Origin of the sequence: Oerskovia sp. NPDC060338 (assembly GCF_042726295.1) — a bacterium.
Lineage (GTDB): Bacteria > Actinomycetota > Actinomycetes > Actinomycetales > Cellulomonadaceae > Oerskovia > Oerskovia merdavium.
In genome coordinates this window covers 97,162-115,335 of the sequence record NZ_JBHXCQ010000017.1, presented here as the reverse complement: position 1 = coordinate 115,335, position 18,174 = coordinate 97,162, and the positions used below count along the sequence as shown (strand labels likewise).

The window sequence follows — 18,174 nt, the reverse complement described above, 5'->3', positions numbered from 1 at the left end:
GCGCCGCTCCCCTCGCGAGGGGAGCGGCGCCGTCGGGCGTTCGTGGCTGTGCGTCGAGGTCAGCGACCCTGGTTCGCGACCGCGGCCACGGCGGCTGCCGCGGCGTCGGGGTCCAGGTACGTGCCACCCTTGACGATCGGCTTGAAGTTCTCGTCGAGCTCGTAGACGACCGGGATGCCCGTGGGGATGTTCAGGCCCGCGATGTCCTCGTCCGAGATCTCGTCGAGGTACTTCTCGATCGCACGGATCGAGTTGCCGTGAGCGGCGACCAGGACGGTCTTGCCGGCCTTGAGGTCGGGGATGATGTCCGACTCCCAGTAGGGCATCTCGCGCTCGAGGACGTCCTTGAGGCACTCGGTGAGGACCTCGGGCTCGCCGGCGTAGCGCGGGTCGGCGTCCTGCGAGAACTCCGAGCCCTTCTCGATCGCGGGCGGCGGCACGTCGTAGGAACGACGCCACAGCATGAACTGCTCCTCGCCGAACTCCTCGAGCGTCTGCTTCTTGTCCTTGCCCTGGAGCGCACCGTAGTGGCGCTCGTTGAGGCGCCACGAGCGCTTCACGGGGATCCAGTGACGGTCAGCAGCGTCCAGGGCGAGGTTCGCCGTGGTGATCGCGCGACGCAGGAGGGAGGTGTGGACGACGTCCGGCAGGATGCCGGCCTCCTTGAGGAGCTCGCCGCCGCGCTTCGCCTCCTCGACGCCCTTCTCCGAGAGTGCGACGTCCACCCAGCCGGTGAACAGGTTCTTGGCATTCCATTCGCTCTCGCCGTGGCGGAGCAGCACGAGGGTGTAGGTCATGGTCAACATCATCCCGTACCCCGGCGACCGTGGCAGCGCTGTCCCGGGAAATGGTCACCGAACATCTACGGAACGGGAAGTTCCCCCCGAAGAAGGTGGAACACGTCGGGCGTCGGGGGAGCTCGGGCGGGAGCTCACGGGAACACCACGGAACTCCTGGTGGAACTTCCGGCGGCGAACCGGGAGCTCGCGCCGCGGGAATGGTGACGCGCGCCACGCGTTGGTACAGACATGCCCATCACCGGAGAGTACGCACCGAGCCCCGACGACCGAGCACGCAAGCAGACCGAGCTCTACGAGAGCTCGGGCGGCACCAAGGGCCCGACCATGAACGGGATGCCCGTCGTCATCCTGTGGACCCTGGGCGCCAAGAGCGGGAAGATCCGCAAGACCCCGCTCATGCGCGTCGAGCACGACGGCGACTACGCCGTCGTCGCCTCGCTCGGCGGAGCGCCCCAGCACCCCGTCTGGTACTACAACCTCGTGGCGGACCCGCACGTCGAGCTCCAGGACGGCCCCGAGCGCCACGACTACACGGCGCGCGAGGTCACGGGCGAGGAGAAGGCCCTGTGGTGGAAGCGCGCGGTCGAGGCCTACCCGCCGTACGCCGACTACCAGGAGCGCACCGACCGCGAGATCCCGGTCTTCGTGCTCGAACGCCAGGACTGACCCGAGCGGTCCCCAGCGGTGCCCGGCGAGCACGGGCGCCGCTCGCCGCGGACGACGGCGGACGCCGCGACCCCGCGGGCCGCACCGAGTCGCAGACCGGTCCCGTCAGCGGGGGCGCGCGGCCCGCACCTCGGCCGCCTGCGCGTACACCGCCAGCATGGCTTCGGCCGTCGCGTCCCAGCCGTAGCGCTCGCTCACGCGCCGGGCGCCTGAGGCGAGCTCGGCGCGATGCGCGTCGTCGGCCAGGAGGTCGCTCAGCGTGCGCGACCACGTCCACGGGTTGTGGTCGGGGACGAGGATGCCCGACACCCCGTCCTCGACGACCGTCCGCAACCCGCCGACGGCCGCGGCGACCACGGGCGTGCCCGACGCCTGCGCCTCGGCCGCAACCAACCCGAACGACTCGTTGTGGGACGGCACCGCGACGACGTCCGCGGCCCGGTAGTAGCGCACGAGCTGCTCGCGCGGCACGGGCGGGCGCACGATCACGTGGTCGGCGACGCCCATCTGGAACGCGAGCGCCTCGAGCTCGCGCACGGCCGTCAGACGACCGCTCGCGCCGCCCAGGACCACGAGGGTCGGAAGCGGCTCGTCGTGGTCCGCGAGGACGCCGAGCGCCCTGACCACGACGTCGGGCGCCTTGAGCGGCTGGACGCGCCCGGCGAAGAGCACGAGCCTGCCCGTCGTCGGGAGCCCGAGCGCCGCACGCAGCGCCTCCTTGGACTCCCCCGGCGCGGGGGGCGAGAACAGCTCGAGGTCGACGCCCGGCGGCACGACGTGGACCTTCGCGGGGTCGGCCCCGTACTGGTCGACGAGGTCCTTGAACTCCTCGGGCGTGCTCGCCACGAGCGCGTCGGCCTCGGCGACGACCTGTTCCTCGCCGATGATCCGACCGAGCGGCTCCGGGGCGTCACCCGGCGCCAGCGCGGCGTTCTTCACGCGGGCCATGGTGTGCATCGAGTTCACGAGCGGGACGTCCCAGCGGTCGGCCGCGAGCCAACCCGCCTGTCCCGAGAGCCAGTAGTGCGTGTGGACCACGTCGTACCAACCGGCGTCCCGCCGGGCCTCGGCCCGCAGGACCCCGGCCGTGAAGGCGCAGAGCTGGCCCGGCAGGTCGTTCTTGTCGAGCCCCTCGAACGGACCGGCCACGACGTGGCGGACCAGGACACCGTCCTCGGCCTCGACCACGGGAGGCTGGGACGACGACGTCGCGCGCGTGAAGATCTCGACCTTCGCCCCGCGTCGCGCGAGCGCCCGCGACAGCTCGGTGATGTACACGTTCATGCCGCCCGCGTCGCCCGTCCCGGGCTGGTCGAGCGGCGAGGTGTGCACCGAGAGCATCGCGATGCGCGGGGACTCCTTCACAGCGCTCAGGCCTCCACGACGCACGCGGGCACGGGGACCGCCAGCTCGTCGACGAGCACGCCCGACCCGTCCTCCCGGTCGATCCGCAGGACCGTGAGGTTGGAGGAGTTCTGGTTCGCGACGACCACCAGGTCGCTCGCAGGAGTGCCGTCGCCCACGGGAGCCAGCACTGCGAAGTGCCGCGGCCACGCCCCGCCCAGCGGGGTGTCGGCGAGGTGCTCGAGGACGGGAGCGGCGCCGTCGGGCCCTGCGGCGTCCCGCGTGACGGCGAACGTCGAGAGCACGTCCGCCCCCCGGATCGCGACGAACAGGCGCGATCCGTCCGCGCTCAGCGCGACGTGCGAGGGGTAGCTGCGGCCCCCCGCGGGCAGCGGGGCCGCGGTCGCCGGGACCGAGCTCGCCACCTCGAACGAGCCGTCCGCGGCCGGGACCAGGACGTAGACGCGCGAGTCGAGCTCGGTCGCGACGAGCAGGGCCGCGGGGGCTCCCTGCGCCCCGGCCTCGCCGGGCAGGACCGCGAAGTGACGCGGCCCCGCACCGCCGGGGAACGTCGCGAGGACTCGCGCGGGGACCCCGCCGTCCGCCTGGGCCCGCAGCTCGTCGAGCGCGCGCGGGTAGGCGCGCAGCTCGTCCGTCCCCAGGTCCACCACGACCGGCGCGCCCCCGACCTCGCCGACGAAGTGGGCGTGCGGTCCTTCCTGGCGCTCGGCGTCGGGTCCCGTGCCCTGGTGCCCGAGCCGCAGCGCCTCGGTCGGGGCTCCCTCGGCGTCGAGCGGCAGCACCGCGAACGTGCCGTCACCGTAGTTGGCCACCCACAGGGCGTCGTCGACCGCCACGACGTGGCAGGGGTAGGAGCCACCGCTGGGCACGACGCCCAGCGGGGCGAGCCCACCGTCCGCCGTGAGCGCGAACCCGCTCACCGCACCGTGCTCGGTCTCGGTGACCGCGTACAGCCGGGAGCCGTCCGGGTCGAGCGCGAGGAAGGACGGCGAGGGCGTGACCGCGACCAGTGCCGCCTCGCCCAGCTCACCCGTGGCCGCGTCGACCTCGAGACGCCAGATCCCCTCGCCGCTCCCGGCGTCCGCCCCGTCCGGGTACGTACCGAGCCACAGGGTCCGAGAGGTCGCGGCGGCCACGGGCGCCGACGAGGTAGAAGTCATGCACAGAGCCTAGTAGCACCCGGACATGCGTCAGGGGCGTCCTGACCAGGCCTCCGCGCTGCGGAGAACCGGTCAGGACGCCCCTGACGGAAGACGTCGGCGAATTCAGTTCGCCGCGTCGAATGCCTGCTGGATGTCGGCCGAGATACGACCGCGCTCGCTCACCGTGTAGCCGTTGTTCCGGGCCCATTCACGGATCTCCGTCGCACGCGACGGGCCGGCTGCGGAAGAACGCGCCTTCTTGGCCGCCGGACGCGCAGCGCCACGCGTGACCTTGCGCGCGTGACCGACCCACTTCGAGAATGCTTCACGCAATTCCTCGGCGTGCGCCGAGCTGAGGTCGATCTCGTAGGAGACGCCGTCGAGGGCGAACGTCACGGACTCGTCGGCAGACCCACCGTCGACGTCGTCGACGAGAATTACCTGAACCTTCTGTGCCACAGTGCTACCTCGCGTCTTCGAGAATTGATGCTGGTATCTCGAAGTGTGCCATTCTCATGGAATCACGTCAAAGCGAAAGCAGCGTGCCGGGCTACCGAGAAGTCGTCGAGGATTCCTGTGCCGCCCGTTCCTGACGCTCTGCCGCGTCCGCCTGGGCGTCGAGCTCTGCCATGGCAAGGCGTTCCGTGCGGTCCGAACGGATGATGGCGCGCATCGCGAAAAAGAAGAGGATACCGACCCCGACCGACGGGATCAGCGCATAGACGGCCGGCCAGAAATCAGTCATGCCCGCCAGTCTACGACCGGCTCACGGGTGCTGGGTACGTCTCCCGCGACGCACCCAGCCCCCGCACCGTCACCTGGACGTCACTGAGCAGGCTTGACCAGCGGGAAGAGGATGGTCTCGCGGATCCCGTGGCCGGTCAGGGCCATGAGCAGGCGGTCCAGCCCCATGCCCATGCCGCCTGACGGGGGCATCGCGTACTCCATGGCTGTGAGGAAGTCCTCGTCGAGGCGCATGGCCTCGTCGTCACCCGCTGCGGCCAGGAGCGCCTGCGCCTCGAAACGCTGACGCTGGATGACCGGGTCGACGAGCTCCGAATAGGCCGTGGCCAGCTCGAAACCGCGGACGTAGAGGTCCCACTTCTCGACCTGGCCCTTGACGGTGCGGTGGTCGCGGGTCAAGGGGGAGGTCTCGACCGGGAAGTCGCGGACGAACGTCGGTGCGTACAGGTGGTCGCCTACGAGGTGCTCCCAGATCGCCTCGACGAGCTTGCCGTGCCCGGCACGCTTGGTGTCGTAGGAGATCTCGAGACGGTCCGCGATCTTGGACAGGTGTTCCACCGACGTTTCCGGGGTGATCTCCTCGCCCAGGGCCTCGGAGAGCGAGTCGTACATCTTGAGCTGCGCCCATTCACCGCCGAGGTCGTATTCCTCACCGCCCGGAAGCTCGACCACCGTGGTTCCCAAGGTGTCCAGCGCGGCACGCTGCACGAGGTTCTGGGTCAGCTCGGCCATGGTGTTGTAGTCGCCGTAGGCCTCGTACGCCTCGAGCATCGCGAATTCCGGCGAGTGCGTCGAGTCGGCACCCTCGTTGCGGAAGTTGCGGTTGATCTCGAACACGCGCTCGACACCTCCGACGACCGCACGCTTGAGGAAGAGCTCGGGAGCGATCCGCAGATACAGCTCCATGTCGAACGCATTCATGTGCGTCGTGAACGGGCGCGCCGCCGCACCACCGTGAATGGTCTGCAGCATGGGCGTCTCGACCTCGAGATAGCCGCGCTCGTGGAAGTTCTCGCGCAGCGACCGCACCACGCCCGCGCGCAGGCGGACCATGTCGCGCGCGGCAGGGCGGGCGATCAGGTCGACGTAGCGCTGGCGGACCCGGCTCTCCTCCGAGAGCTCCTTGTGCAGCACGGGCAGCGGGCGCAGCGACTTCGCGGCGATCTTCCACTCGTCCGCGAAGATGCTCAGCTCACCGCGGCGCGAGCTGATGACGCGCCCGTGGGCGAACAGGTGGTCGCCCAGGTCGACGTCGGCCTTGAACGCGGCGAGCGACTCCTCGCCCACGACGGCCTGGCTCAGCATGACCTGGAGGCGGTTGCCCTCGCCGTCCTGGAGCGTGACGAAGCAGAGCTTGCCCGTGTTGCGCAGGAACACGACACGACCGGCCACGCCCACGACGTCGTCGGTCTCCTGGCCGCTCTCCAGGTGCTCGTACGCCGCACGGACCTGGGCGATCGTGTGCGTGCGCGGCACCGAGACCGGGTACGCCTCCTCGCCCTGCGCCAGCAGGCGCTCGCGCTTCTCGCGCCGGACCCGCAGCTGCTCGGGGAGGTCGTCGGACTCGTCGACGGGCACCGGGGTGGTGGGCACGACGGGCGTCTCGTCGGAAGCGGGCACGGCAGCGGCAGCGGGATCGGGGGAGGTCACGCGTCGATTCTACCGGGGAGCGCCGGAAGGGTGTCCGGCGCTCCCCCGCGGTGCTCGTGCCCGTCCCGTCCGCGGGGCGGGGCGGCTCAGCCGATCAGGTCGAGCGCCAGGTCGAGGATGGGCGCCGAGTGCGTGAGGGCACCGACCGACAGGTAGTCGACGCCGGTCCCCGCGACCTCGCGCGCCCGGTCGAGGGTCAGGTTGCCCGTTGCCTCGAGCTCGATCTTCGTGGGACCGCCCGGGACGCCCTCGCGCTCGCGCACCCGGCGGACGGTGTCCGCGAGCACGGGCGTGGGCATGTTGTCGAGGAGCAGGAAGTCGGCGCCCGCGTCGAGGGCCTCCAGGGCCTGGTCGGTCGTGTCGGCCTCGACCTGGATCAGGACGTCGGGGAACATCGCGCGGACGGCCTCGATCGCGCCCGCCACCGAGCCTGCGGCGACGACGTGGTTGTCCTTGACCATCGCGACGTCGTAGAGCCCCATGCGCTTGTTCGTGCCACCGCCGGCGCGCACCGCGTACTTCTCGAGGGCGCGCAGACCCGGGGTGGTCTTGCGCGTGTCGAGCACCTGGGCGCCCGTGCCGTCGAGCTCGCGGGCCCACGCACGGGTCGCGGTCGCGACACCGCTCGCGCGGCTCGCGAGGTTGAGGAGCGTGCGCTCGGCCGTGAGGATCACCTGGACCGGGCCCGTGAGGGCCGCGAGGACACGGCCACGGGTCACGGCGTCGCCGTCCTGCGCGGTGAAGGTGACCGTGACGGGCGCGAGCCCGAAGCGCTCGGCGACCTGCCGCGTGACCTCCTCCACGACCACGAGGCCGGCCACGACGCCGTCGGCGCGCGCCACGAGGTGGGCCGTCCCCGTGCCCGACGGCGGCACGGTCGCCTGGGTGGTCACGTCCCGGCCGGACGTGGGGCCGAGGTCCTCGTCGAGGGCACGCGTGACGATGTCGGCGACCCACCGGGGGTCGAGACCGGGCTCGATGAGAGAGGGAGAGTTCACGCGCTCACGCTACCCCCGGTCGGCCGCGTCACCCGGTCCGCTCCGTACCTCAGACGAGCCGCAGCTCGCCGTCGGCACCGAGCGTGACCTCGATCCGCCGGGCCCACGCGGGGCGCACCTCCGGGAAGTCGGTGCGGAAGTGCCCGCCCCGGCTCTCCTCGCGCAGCAGCGCCGCCTCGGTCAGCGCGGTCGCCACCTGGTGGACGTTCGTCGTCTCCCACTCGGCGGTCTGCGGCGCCGCGACCACGTCGGTCGCCCGGTGGGCGTCCGTGCGGACCGCCGCGAGCTTGTCGGCCGCGGTGCGCAGCCCCTCGCCGTCGCGGATCACGCCGGGCCCTGCCGACGAGATCGACTGGACCCGCGACCGGGCCGCCGCGGGCACGAGCGCGGCCTCGCCCGCCCGCTCCACGGGCTCGCCGAGCGGCAGCTCGCCGGCCGCGACGCGCGCGCTGATCTCCCGCGCGGCACGGTAGGCGAAGACCAGGCCCTCCAGGAGGGAGTTCGACGCGAGCCGGTTCGCGCCGTGCACCCCGGTGCACGCCACCTCGCCCACGGCGTAGAGACCGTCGAGCGTCGAGCGCCCGTGCAGGTCCGTGACGACCCCGCCCGAGTGGTAGTGCTGGGCGGGCGCGACCGGGATCGGCTCCTCGGTCAGGTCGATGCCCTGGTCGAGCAGGCGCTCGGTGATCGTCGGGAACCGCTTGCGCAGGAAGTCGGCGCCGAGGTGGCGGGCGTCGAGCAGGACGTGGTCGGAACCCGTGGCCGCCATCTGGCGCACGATCGCGTGCGCCACGACGTCCCGCGGAGCGAGCTCGGCCATGGGGTGGACCGCGGGCATGAACCGGTGTCCGTCGGTGTCGAGGAGGATCGCGCCCTCACCGCGCACGGCCTCCGAGATCAGCGGGAGCTGCCCCTTGGCGCCGAGACCGAGCCACAGCACGGTCGGGTGGAACTGCACGAACTCGACGTCGCCGAGCGTCGCGCCGGCCCGCAGCGCGGCCGCCATGCCGTCGCCCGTGGCCTGGGGCGGGTTGGTCGAGGAGCGGAAGACCTGACCGATCCCACCCGTCGCGAGCACGACCGCCCGGCCGAGGGCCGCGCCCACGCCGTCGCGCGACCCCTCGCCGCGCACGTGGAGCGTGACGCCGCACGCCCGCTCGCCGCCCGGGGCGTCGGGCGAGGTGGTCAGGACGTCGAGCACGAGCGCGTTCTCGATGACCTCGATGCCCGGGTCGGCGAGCACGGCCTCGAGCTGGGCCACGAGCGCCCGGGAGATCTCCGCGCCCGTGGCGTCGCCGCCTGCGTGCGCGATGCGGTCCGCGTGGTGGCCGCCCTCGCGCGTGAGCGCGATGTCGCCGCCGGGCGCGAGGTCGAAGTTCGCCCCGCGTCCCACGAGCTCGCGCACGCGCTCCGGCCCCTCGGTCACGAGGACCTCGACCGCTGCCGGGTCGCACAGGCCCCCGCCCGCGGCGAGCGTGTCCTCGAGGTGGGCGGCCGGGGAGTCCGACGGGTCGAGCGCCGCGGCGATGCCGCCCTGCGCCCAGACGGTCGACCCGGACGACAGCTCGCCCTTGGTCACCAGCAGGACGCGCGGGACGTGCGTGCGCAGCTCGAGCGCCGCGGTGAGCCCCGCGATGCCGGAGCCGACGACGATCGCGTCGGCCGTCGTCGTCCACCCCGGGGCGGGGGCCGCCAGGCGGCGGGCGAGACGGCGGGGAACCCGGCCGTCCACGCCCGGCAGGTAGCCCTGCGCGGACTCGACGAGCGGCGCCTGCGCGGCCTGGGTCACTCGACCGAGGCGGACTGGAAGGGGGCGATGGGCAGCCCGCTCGGCTCGAGGTCGTACCCCTCGGGCACGAGGCCCGGCTCGTCGCTGACCTCGACGATGCGGTTCTCCCCGTCGACGAACACGACGTTCGGCAGGAAGTGGCGCGCCTCGTGGTCGGCGATCATGCCGTAGGCGATGAGGATGACGGTGTCCCCGGGGTGCACCAGGTGCGCGGCCGCACCGTTGATGCAGACCTTGCCCGAGCCGCGCTCGCCGGGGATCGCGTACGTCGTCAGGCGTGAGCCGTTGGTGACGTCGACGATGTCGACCTGCTGGCCGGAGATGATGTCCGCGGCCTCGAGGAGGTCCACGTCCACGGTCACGGACCCGACGTAGTGGAGGTCCGCCTGCGTCACGGTGGCGCGGTGGATCTTCCCGATCATCATGGGTCGCTGCAAGGAAGCGGGGCGGCGCGTGCCGTCCTGCGGTCCCGTCTGGGTCACTGCGTGCCTCCTGGGCGGGCCGTGCTGGTGACGGGGGGCGCCACGTCCACGGCCAGGTTGTCGATCAGTCGGGTGGAGCCCACACGTGCCGCCACGAGCAGCAGCGCGGGTCCCACGTACTCCGGTTCCAGGTCGTCCACGGTAGTCGGGTCGACCAGTGCGAGGTAATCGACCACAACGCCGGGGTGCTCGTTGAGCATTCCCGAGGCCACCTCGATGGCCCCCGCACCGCCCTGGCCCGCCGCGGCGGCCTCGGCTCCGGCACGCAGAGCACGGCTCAGCGTCAGCGCGTCGGCGCGCTCCTGCGCGGACAGGTACGCGTTGCGCGAGGACAGCGCGAGCCCGTCGTCGTCGCGCACGATCGGCACGCCGACGACCTCGACGTCGACGTTCAGGTCGGCGACCATGCGGCGGATCGCGAGGAGCTGCTGCGCGTCCTTCTCGCCGTAGAACGCGACGTCGGGCCGCGTCAGGTGCAGGAGCTTGAGCACCACGGTCAGCACGCCGTCGAAGTGGCCGGGGCGGAAGGCCCCCTCGAGGACCGTGCCGATGCGCCCCGACGTGACGCGCACGATCGGGTCCCCTCCGGGGTACATCTCCTCGACCGAGGGCGCGAAGACGAGGTCCACGGCCGGGCGGCCGGGCGCGGGCTCGGGGAGCCCTGCGAGGAGCGCCACGTCGGCGTCGAGGTCGCGCGGGTAGCGGTCGAGGTCTTCGTCGGGCCCGAACTGCAGGGGGTTCACGAAGACCGTGACGACGACCTGCCCCGTGGGGCCGACGCGCTCGCGCGCCGCGCGCACGAGCTGCAGATGCCCGTCGTGGAGCGCACCCATGGTCATGACGACGGCCCGCGTCGCGCGGTGCGCCTCGCCGTGCCCGTCGGGTCCGGCAGGGCCGGTGCCCTGGGTGCCCGACGGCGCAGCGCCCCCGGGCGCGCGGGCGGCGGTCCGGGCAGGGGCCTCCAGGGCCGCGCGCAGCGCGGAGCGGGTCCGCACGACGAGCGGCTGCGCACCGGTGGTGGGCGTGGGGACAGACATCACTGACCTTCCTCGAGGACGTCGAGCAGCTCCTGGGCCTGGCGGGCGTCGATGCGCCCCGCGGCCAGGGCCCGGCTGGTGGCTCCGCGGCTGAGCTCGCGGTAGGACGCCGGCACGTCGGTCGCGGCGACGTGCGGAGCGGACTCCTGGGCCGAGGTCACGGCCAGCGCGCGCAGGACCTCGAGGTGCTCGGCGACCGTGCCGACGTCCCCGCGCGACACCGGACCCGTCAGGGCCGAGATGGCCCCCGGGCCTGCTCCCCCGCCCGCGTCGGCGGACCGCGTCGCGCCGTCGAGCGCGGCCGACAGCAACGGGGCCAGCACGCGCCCCGGCTGCTCGACGCCCGCGGCCTCGAGGGCCTGCGCGGCCTGCGCGACGAGGACCACGAGGTGGTTCGCGCCGTGCGCGAGCGCGGCGTGGTAGAGCCCGCGCGCCCCCTCCTCGAGGATCACCGGCTCGCCACCGAGCTCGACCACGAGCGCCTGCCCGATGGGCTGGACCGGTGCCGGTCCCGTGACCGCGAACGTCGTGCCCTCGAGGCGCGACAGGTCGAGCGAGGTACCGGAGAACGTCATGGCGGGGTGGATCGCGAGCGGGATCGCGCCGAGCGCGCGCGCCGGGTCGAGCACCCCCGCGCCGTACCGTCCGGACGTGTGCACGACGATCTGCCCGCCCTGCCACGCCCCGACCTCGGCGAGGCCCGAGACCAGGCCCGGGAGGGCGTCGTCGGGCACCGCGAGCAGGACGAGCTCCGCACGCCGCACGACCTCCTCGACCTCGAGCACGGGGACCCCGGGGAGGAGGATCTCGATGCGCTCGCGCGACGCCTCGGAGATGCCGCTCGCCCCGACCACCGCGTGGCCCGTCGCGCGCAGCGCGCTGCCCAGGACCGCGCCCACGCGGCCCGCGCCCACGACCCCCACGCCCAGCCGCCCGGGGCGCCTGCGCTCGGGCGTTCCTTGGTCGGTCATCCCTCAGTCACCTGTTCCTTCACCGCTCTCGATCCGTTCGACCGCCGCCGCGACCTCGTCGCGCCGCATCCACAGCTCGGGCCCCGCGTGCGCACGCGCCTCGCGGGCACGCCGTGCCTGCTCGTCCATGAGCGCGCCCGCGACGTGTTCGTCCAGGTGGGGCACCGACGGCGTGACGGGCCCGGGCACCGAGTGGACCGCGAACGTCGCGACCCGCAGACGCCGCTGCCACGGCCCCTGCTCGAGGCCGAGCGACTGCGTGCGCTCGTGCGGCACGATCTCCACCCTGCGCGCCAGGCGTCCGCGACGCAGGACCAGGGCCCGGCCCGTGACCGCGAAGCCGTTCCGGCGCCACGACAACGGGTCGAGGATCCGCGTGCGCCGCGGGGCCGTCGTGAAGTGCGCCCCGGCGTCGATCCCGGACAGGGCCTCGTCGAGCAGCGCGCGCGGGTCGGCCGTGCCGAGGTCCGGCAGGACGAGCCACACCGCGCCCAGGGCCTCGTCGCGCGTGCCGACCGGCAGCAGGACGCTGTTGTTGGTCGTCCCGTCCGAGCTCTGACCGTAGCCCGCCACGTTGACCTCGACGCGCCACCAGTCGGCGCTGCGCCACAGGAGCCCCTGCGTGAGACGGATCGCCTGCACCCGACCGGGCGGGATGGTCTGCGAACGGGTCTCGAGCAGGCCGTGGCGCAGCCGGATGCCGTCGGGCGAGATCGCGCTGCGGAAGTTGAACTCGCGCGTGAACCGTCCGAACAGGTAGCCGCCGACGCCCAGGACCAGCGGGAGCGCCGTGAACAGCGTCCCGATCTCGCGCGTGCCGACTGCGACCCCGATCAGGCCGAGCACGGCCACGACGAGGACGATCATGGCGACCGTGCGGATCAGCGACCAGATGAGGCGGCCCGGCGGGACCTCCATGACGGGCTGCTCGGGCGCCTCGGGCGCGTCCAGGTGCACGTGCCCGACGACGTCCCCCACCCCGGGGGCACCGGCGCCGTCGACGGGAGCCCCCGCGACGAGCTCCCCACGGGGAGCGTCGCCGACGGCGGGGCTACCGACGGCGCCCCCTGCCGGGGTCCCCGGAGCGACCGCGCGCCGTGCGGGCACCGCGCCGAGACGCAGGCCTGCCGCCCGCGCGAGCAGCTCGGCCCGCAGGTGGTTCGCCTCGTCGAGCTTGAGGAAGCCGAGCTTGATGCCCGAGTCCGAGCCACCTGCGACCTCGAGCTTGAGCTCGGCGAGCCCGAACAGGCGCGCGACGAGCGGCTGGACGATGTCCACCGCCTGGAGGCGGTCCAGGCGCGCCTTGCGCTGCTGCCTGAACAGGACCCCCGTGTGCAGGCGGACGGACTCGTCGTCGATCGCGTAGGTCGTCATGCGCCACGCCAGGGCCGAGTAGCCCAGGCCGATCAGGCCGACCACGAGGATCGCACCCAGGATCTGCCACCAGCCGTTGCCGGCCAGCATGTTCTGCCCCTCGGGGAGCCCCTCGAGGGTCCGGTTGCCGACGATGACGAGCAGGACCGCGATCACGGACCAGCCCCGGACCACCGGGGTCACAGGATGGACGCGATGCCAGGTCAGGTCGGTCGGCGGAGACTCGGGCGGAGTGCTGCGCTCGGTCATAGCCCGGCCAACCGTGCCTCTCCGCGCGATGCGAGACGGTCGCGCAGGCGCTCGGCCTCGGCGGGCTCGAGCCCTTCGATCGACGCGTCCGTCGCGGGCGACGCGGTGTGCAGCTGGACCTGCGCGATCCGGAGCCTGCGCGCCAGCGGGCCGGCCTGCACGTCGACGTACTGCATGCGGCCGTAGGGCACCACCACGAGCGAGCGGAACATCACGCCCTTGCGGATCAGGAGGTCCTCGTCGCGCTCGGCGTAGCCGATCGCACGGACCTGCCGGGGCACGACCACGACGCACCAGACGCCGATCACTACTGCGACGGCCGGGATGATCCACAACCAGACGAGGCTGAAGACCAGCGCGAAGACAGCCCCGAGGACGAACGGCACGAGGAGCGAGATCGCCACCGTGACGAGCCGTGCGGTGACGAGCCGGCTCGAGACACCCTGCCAGGTCACCCCGGGCGGGTCGAAGGGTCCGCTGGGTGCCGTCGCCGGGACCCGGTCGACGGGATGGTCGGAGGCGTGGTCGGTCATGGCCCCATCTTCCCATCCAGGGCGCACGCACCGCGTCCTCCGAAGTGCTGACGCGCGTCAGCCCGCGGCGTCGGCCTCGGGCTCGTGATCGCCGGGCGCTCGCGACCGGCCGCCGTTCCCCGGCTCGGTGTCCTCGGGCGGGAGCTGGCAGAACTTCTCCACCACGAGCCCGACGACGGCGAGCACGAGCGCGCACGCCGCCGCGATCCCTGCGGCGATCGCCCGGTCGCGGCGTGCCTCGATCGCCAGGTCGCCGAGCACCGCGACGACCTGCGCCAGGTACCACCCGGCGAGGAGCGAGCCGGTGAGGGCAGCCGCCTTGGCCAGTACCAGGGTGCGTGCCGCGCGCAGCGGGTCGAGCGACGGCCGACGTCCCTTGAGGTACGAGCGGACCGCCCACCCCGCCCAGAACACGGCCGCGGCCAGCCCGACCAGTGCCACGTCCACGATCCAGGGCACCGCGGGCAGGTAGGTCGCGCGGCGCTCGAGCCCGACGACGACGAGCCACCCGAGCAGCGTCGTGGCGACCGTGACGAGCAGGAGCGTCGTGACCTTGGTGCGCTGCATCAGCTCGACGGACCGCGCAGGTCAGCCGGGAAGGACATGGGCACACCCGTGATCGGTTCCTGCTTGACCGGCTGGGCAGGGGGGACGGGCTGTGCCGGGTGCACGGGCTGGAAGGCGCTGGCGGGCGACTCATGGACCGGGCGGAATGCCGGTACGGCAGGCTCGGGGGCCTGGGCAGGGCGGTCGACGGGCTCGGGGTCGATTGCCGTCTGCGGCGGGAGCTGCAGTCCGGGTGCAGCCTGCTGCGCCGGAGCCGTCAGCGCGGACCAGCTCGGGAGGGCCGGGGCCTCGTCGTCCGAGGAGCCCGTCGGCGGGGTGGCGCCCAGGGGGTCCGCGGCGCCCTGCGCCGACACGTCGGACCACAGCGGCGGGACCTGCGGGTGCGGCGGCTCCTGACCGTCCTGGGGGTGCACGGGGTGGAAGGCCGGGACGAACGGCGCAGGCTCGGCCGGAGCAGCAGGCTGCTCCTGGACGACGGGCGCCGGTGCGGGGGCGGGCGCCGGTGCCGGTGCCGGTGCCGGTGCCGGTGCCGGCGTCGGCGTCGGCGTCGGTGCAGGTGCCGGTGCGAACGCGGGCTGCTCGAGCGCTGCCTGAGGAGCCTCGGGCTCGTCCGTCCTCTCGGGGACGGCCGGCTCGGGGACTGCGGGCTCGGCCGGCGCGAGCTGGTCGGGGGCGGCCTGCGCCGGGGCGGCAGCAGGCTCGTCGACGGGCACCGCCGGCGGGGTCGCGGCCGGGGCGGGCTCGGGCTCTGCGTCCGTCAACCAGTCCAGCGCGAGCCAACGGATGCCCCCACGGTCGGGAGCCGTCGCGGCGAGCGTCGCGACCGGCCCACCGCCGAGCCCGGGCAGGAACGCCTCGGGGGCGACCTGCGCCCAAGGCTCCAGGACGAACGCCCGCTCGTGCGCACGGGGGTGCGGCAGCTCGAGGTCCTCGGTGATCTCCGCGACCGTGCCGTAGACGATCAGGTCGACGTCCAGGGTGCGCGGGCCGTTGCGCTCCGCGCGCACTCGTCCGTGGGCGTTCTCGACGCCCTGGCAGGCCCTGAGCAGGGCTCGCGGCGACAGGGTGGTGCGGGCGAGCAGGATCGCGTTGAGGTAGTCGGGCTGGTCTGGACCGCCGACCGCTGCGGTCCGGGCGAGCGGCGAGACCTCGGTGATCTCCAGTCCGGAGATCCGGTCGAGGTCCGTGACCGCGTCGCGGAGCGTCTGCTGGGCGTCGCCCAGGTTCGCACCCAGGGCGAGGACGACCGGCACGAAGCCCCCAGGAGCCTCGTCGAGACGATCGGTCACCGGCACGGGCTCGGGTGCGGGCTCGGGTGCCGACTGTACGGCTGGCTCGGGAGCCACCACGGGAGGGAGCACGGGCTCCGACGACGGCTCGACGGGGGCCGGCGCCTCGGCCGCGAGCTGGGCGACCTCGAGCGCGGGGACCGTCTCAGCGGTCTCGGCGAGCTCGCCGATCACGGGTGGCTCGACGTGGGCGACGGGCTCGATCTCGGCGGGCTGCTCCGGCACGTGCACCGGGTCGACCAGGGCGGCGGGCGCCACGACCGGCGCCACCGACTCGACCGGCGCCGGCTGAGCCTGCTCGACCGGCTGGTCCGACGCGACCGGAGCCTCGGGCGCAGTGGTCTCGGCAGGGTTCGAGGTGACGACGGGCTCGACGGACGCCGCGGGTTCGCTCGGGTCGACGAGGGCTGCGGGCACTGGCGCGGCTGCGGGGTGCTCGGCGGGGACGTCCAGCTCCTCGGCTGCGGCCGGCTCGGCCGCGGCGACGGGCACGACCGGCACGAACGACTCAGCAGGAACGGGCTCGTACGCTGCGGCTCCGTGCACCACGGGCGGCTCGACGCTGTGCGGTACCTCGGGCGCCGCGACCTCGTCGACCGCGACCGGCCCGTCCACGACGGCCGGCGCGGGCTCGGGCGAGACGTCCTCGACGACCGCGGGAGCGAGGTCGGGAGCAGGCTCAGGCGCGACGACCTCGGGGAGAGCCGTGGCCTCGTACGAGACCGGTGCGGCGTCGTCGGGCACGGCCGGAGCTGCCTCCGGGGCAGAGACCTCCTGGACGGCCGCGGGCTCGACCACGACCTCCTCGACGAACGGGGCGGGAGCAGGCGCGCTCAGGGCATCCTCGGGTGCGCTGTAGAACGAGTCGAGCGCCTCGACGAACTCAGCGTCCGAGACGCTGCTCGTCACGGACTCCGCCGCAGGAGCGCCGAGGTCCTCGGGAACCGCGAGGAAGCCCTGGTCGGTCGAACGGTCGGGGGCCGCGACGGGGGCCGCGGGCGGGATCGACGGAGGCATCACGGCGGGTGCCTCGACGGACGCCCCAGCGGCGGGGCCGGGCTCCCCGACCGAGACGTTCCCGAGCACCGCGGGGGTGATCGACCCGACCGGGAGGGGAACCACGCGAGCGGACTCGACCGCGACCACGGGCACCTTCACGCGGTCGCGGCGGATGACGACCTCGACATCGTCGAACGGCACCGTGATGGGCGCCTGCGGCTTGTGGATCGCGACGTCGACCGCCTCGATCGTCGGGTGACGCAGCGCGACCGCCGCGACCCGCTCGGCGACGGTCTCGATGAGGTCGGCGGGCGAACCGGCCAGGACCTCGACGACGTCCTCCGCGACGACCGCGTAGCTCACGGTGTCCTCGAGGTCGTCGCCGGACGCCGCGCGCCGCGTGTCGAGGTGCAGCACCACGTCGGCACGGAACAGCTGCCCGTCGATCCGCTCGTGCTCGAAGACTCCGTGGTGCCCCGTCGCGCTGAGCCCCGTGAGCCGGATCTGGTCGAGGGGGCGACCGTCGGTCCCGTGCACCGCTCCCTGGAACGCTGTGCTCACGTCGTACTCCTGTCGTCGCTGTCGTTCGTTCCGCTGCCGTGCGCCCGCTGCTCCGCCCGGTCGGGCAGGTCCTCGGGACCAGCGGTCCTTCCCGCCGGTGTGCCGGAGGCGACCGCCTCGGCGACCGTTCCCCCGGAGGCATCTTCCCCCGTCGCCCCGGCCCGAGTCCACGCCGCGGCGACCCGCACCGCGTCTGCCGAGGACCGGACCGCGTGCACCCGCACGCACCAGGCACCCGCTGCCGCCGCGAGAGCCGTGATGGCCGCGGTCGCCCCGTCGCGTGCGAGCGGGGGCACGGGCTCGCCGTCCGGACCCGCGAGGAGGTGCCCCAGGAACCGCTTGCGCGAGGCACCGACGAGGATCGGGAAGCCCAGCCCGCGCAGGACGTCGAGGTGCGTCAGGAGAGGCCAGTTCGTGGAGCCCGCCTTGGAGAACCCCAGGCCCGGGTCCAGGACGATCTGCTCGTCCCGCACGCCCGCCGACCGCAGCGCCTCGACGCGTGCGGCGAGCTCGTCGCGCACGTCCGTCACGACGTCGTCGTACTGCTCCAGGTCGTCCATGACGTCCGCGTGCCCGCGCCAGTGCATGACGACGAACACGGCTCCGGTCCTCGCGACCACCCCGGCCATGTCCGGGTCCGCGAGGCCCCCCGAGACGTCGTTGATGATGCGCGCGCCCGCCGCGACGGCCTGCTCGGCGACGAGCGCCCGCGTCGTGTCGACGCTCACGACCGCACCCTGGGCCGAGAGCGCGGAGATCACGGGCAGGACCCGGGCCAGCTCGTCCTCGACCGGGACGCGCCCCGCACCGGGTCGCGTGGACTCGCCCCCGACGTCGAGGACGTCCGCGCCCTCGGCGAGGAGCTCGAGGCCGTGCTCGATCGCCGCGCGCGGCTCGAACCACTCGCCGCCGTCCGAGAAGGAGTCGGGCGTGACGTTGACGACGCCCATGACGAGCG

Annotated in this window: 17 protein-coding genes; 1 reads left to right on the top strand and 16 read right to left on the bottom strand. The window is 73.6% G+C overall.

The window, feature by feature from the left end; translation table 11 throughout:
* Nucleotides 1–59: 59 nt before the first annotated feature.
* Nucleotides 60–797, bottom strand: coding sequence for a phosphoglyceromutase (locus ACFWGN_RS19620; RefSeq protein ID WP_191802068.1), 738 nt, complete (start codon nt 795–797; stop codon nt 60–62).
* 231 nt (nt 798–1,028) lie between these two features.
* Between ACFWGN_RS19620 and ACFWGN_RS19615 the strand changes: the two genes are divergently transcribed.
* The gene (locus ACFWGN_RS19615) at nt 1,029–1,466 is read left to right on the top strand and encodes a nitroreductase family deazaflavin-dependent oxidoreductase (protein WP_377619248.1); all 438 of its coding nucleotides are present in this window, start codon (nt 1,029–1,031) and stop codon (nt 1,464–1,466) included.
* Between the two features lie 105 nt (nt 1,467–1,571).
* Here the strand turns inward: ACFWGN_RS19615 and mshA are convergent, their stop codons facing one another.
* The 15 genes from mshA to folP form a co-directional block, all read right to left on the bottom strand.
* Entirely contained in the window at nt 1,572–2,807 is a 1,236-nt protein-coding gene (gene mshA, locus ACFWGN_RS19610; protein WP_377619258.1) for a D-inositol-3-phosphate glycosyltransferase, read from the bottom strand.
* A gap of 29 nt (nt 2,808–2,836) precedes the next feature.
* A complete protein-coding gene (locus ACFWGN_RS19605; protein WP_377619246.1) occupies nt 2,837–3,991 on the bottom strand; it encodes a lactonase family protein in 1,155 nt (384 codons plus the stop codon).
* A 105-nt stretch (nt 3,992–4,096) separates the two neighbouring features.
* Complete coding sequence (locus tag ACFWGN_RS19600) at nt 4,097–4,432, bottom strand: Lsr2 family protein (RefSeq protein ID WP_056645228.1); 336 nt, start codon at nt 4,430–4,432, stop codon at nt 4,097–4,099.
* Nucleotides 4,433–4,523: 91 nt separating this feature from the next.
* Nucleotides 4,524–4,718, bottom strand: a complete 195-nt coding sequence (locus ACFWGN_RS19595) for a hypothetical protein (RefSeq protein WP_068626860.1) — start codon at nt 4,716–4,718, stop codon at nt 4,524–4,526.
* 80 nt (nt 4,719–4,798) lie between these two features.
* Nucleotides 4,799–6,310 carry a lysine--tRNA ligase gene (gene lysS / locus ACFWGN_RS19590; RefSeq protein WP_377619256.1) on the bottom strand — a complete coding sequence of 504 codons (1,512 nt, stop codon included), beginning with the start codon at nt 6,308–6,310 and terminating at the stop codon, nt 4,799–4,801.
* A gap of 143 nt (nt 6,311–6,453) precedes the next feature.
* Nucleotides 6,454–7,365 (bottom strand): carboxylating nicotinate-nucleotide diphosphorylase, encoded by a 912-nt coding sequence (gene nadC / locus ACFWGN_RS19585; RefSeq protein ID WP_377619244.1) that lies wholly within the window; start codon nt 7,363–7,365, stop codon nt 6,454–6,456.
* Nucleotides 7,366–7,414: 49 nt separating this feature from the next.
* Complete coding sequence (locus ACFWGN_RS19580; protein ID WP_377619254.1) at nt 7,415–9,097, bottom strand: L-aspartate oxidase; 1,683 nt, start codon at nt 9,095–9,097, stop codon at nt 7,415–7,417.
* Between the two features lie 53 nt (nt 9,098–9,150).
* Nucleotides 9,151–9,579 carry an aspartate 1-decarboxylase gene (panD, locus tag ACFWGN_RS19575; RefSeq protein WP_377619252.1) on the bottom strand — a complete coding sequence of 143 codons (429 nt, stop codon included), beginning with the start codon at nt 9,577–9,579 and terminating at the stop codon, nt 9,151–9,153.
* 53 nt (nt 9,580–9,632) lie between these two features.
* The gene (gene panC / locus ACFWGN_RS19570) at nt 9,633–10,673 is read right to left on the bottom strand and encodes a pantoate--beta-alanine ligase (protein WP_377619243.1); all 1,041 of its coding nucleotides are present in this window, start codon (nt 10,671–10,673) and stop codon (nt 9,633–9,635) included.
* Nucleotides 10,673–11,644, bottom strand: coding sequence for a Rossmann-like and DUF2520 domain-containing protein (locus ACFWGN_RS19565; protein WP_377619241.1), 972 nt, complete (start codon nt 11,642–11,644; stop codon nt 10,673–10,675). The genes panC and ACFWGN_RS19565 overlap by 1 nt, the downstream gene beginning before the upstream one ends.
* 3 nt (nt 11,645–11,647) lie before the next feature.
* Nucleotides 11,648–13,267: a PH domain-containing protein gene (locus tag ACFWGN_RS19560; RefSeq protein WP_377619240.1), complete on the bottom strand. Its 1,620-nt coding sequence runs from the start codon at nt 13,265–13,267 to the stop codon at nt 11,648–11,650.
* Complete coding sequence (locus ACFWGN_RS19555; protein ID WP_191802080.1) at nt 13,264–13,800, bottom strand: PH domain-containing protein; 537 nt, start codon at nt 13,798–13,800, stop codon at nt 13,264–13,266. Before ACFWGN_RS19555 ends, ACFWGN_RS19560 begins: the two co-directional genes overlap by 4 nt.
* Before the next feature lie 57 nt (nt 13,801–13,857).
* Nucleotides 13,858–14,367: a DUF3180 domain-containing protein gene (locus ACFWGN_RS19550; RefSeq protein ID WP_191802082.1), complete on the bottom strand. Its 510-nt coding sequence runs from the start codon at nt 14,365–14,367 to the stop codon at nt 13,858–13,860.
* Nucleotides 14,367–17,216, bottom strand: coding sequence for a 2-amino-4-hydroxy-6-hydroxymethyldihydropteridine diphosphokinase (folK, locus tag ACFWGN_RS19545; protein WP_377619238.1), 2,850 nt, complete (start codon nt 17,214–17,216; stop codon nt 14,367–14,369). Before folK ends, ACFWGN_RS19550 begins: the two co-directional genes overlap by 1 nt.
* On the bottom strand, nt 17,213–18,166 hold the full coding sequence (gene folP / locus ACFWGN_RS19540) for a dihydropteroate synthase (protein ID WP_191802260.1): 954 nt from the start codon (nt 18,164–18,166) through the stop codon (nt 17,213–17,215). The genes folK and folP overlap by 4 nt, the downstream gene beginning before the upstream one ends.
* Nucleotides 18,167–18,174: the final 8 nt, after the last annotated feature.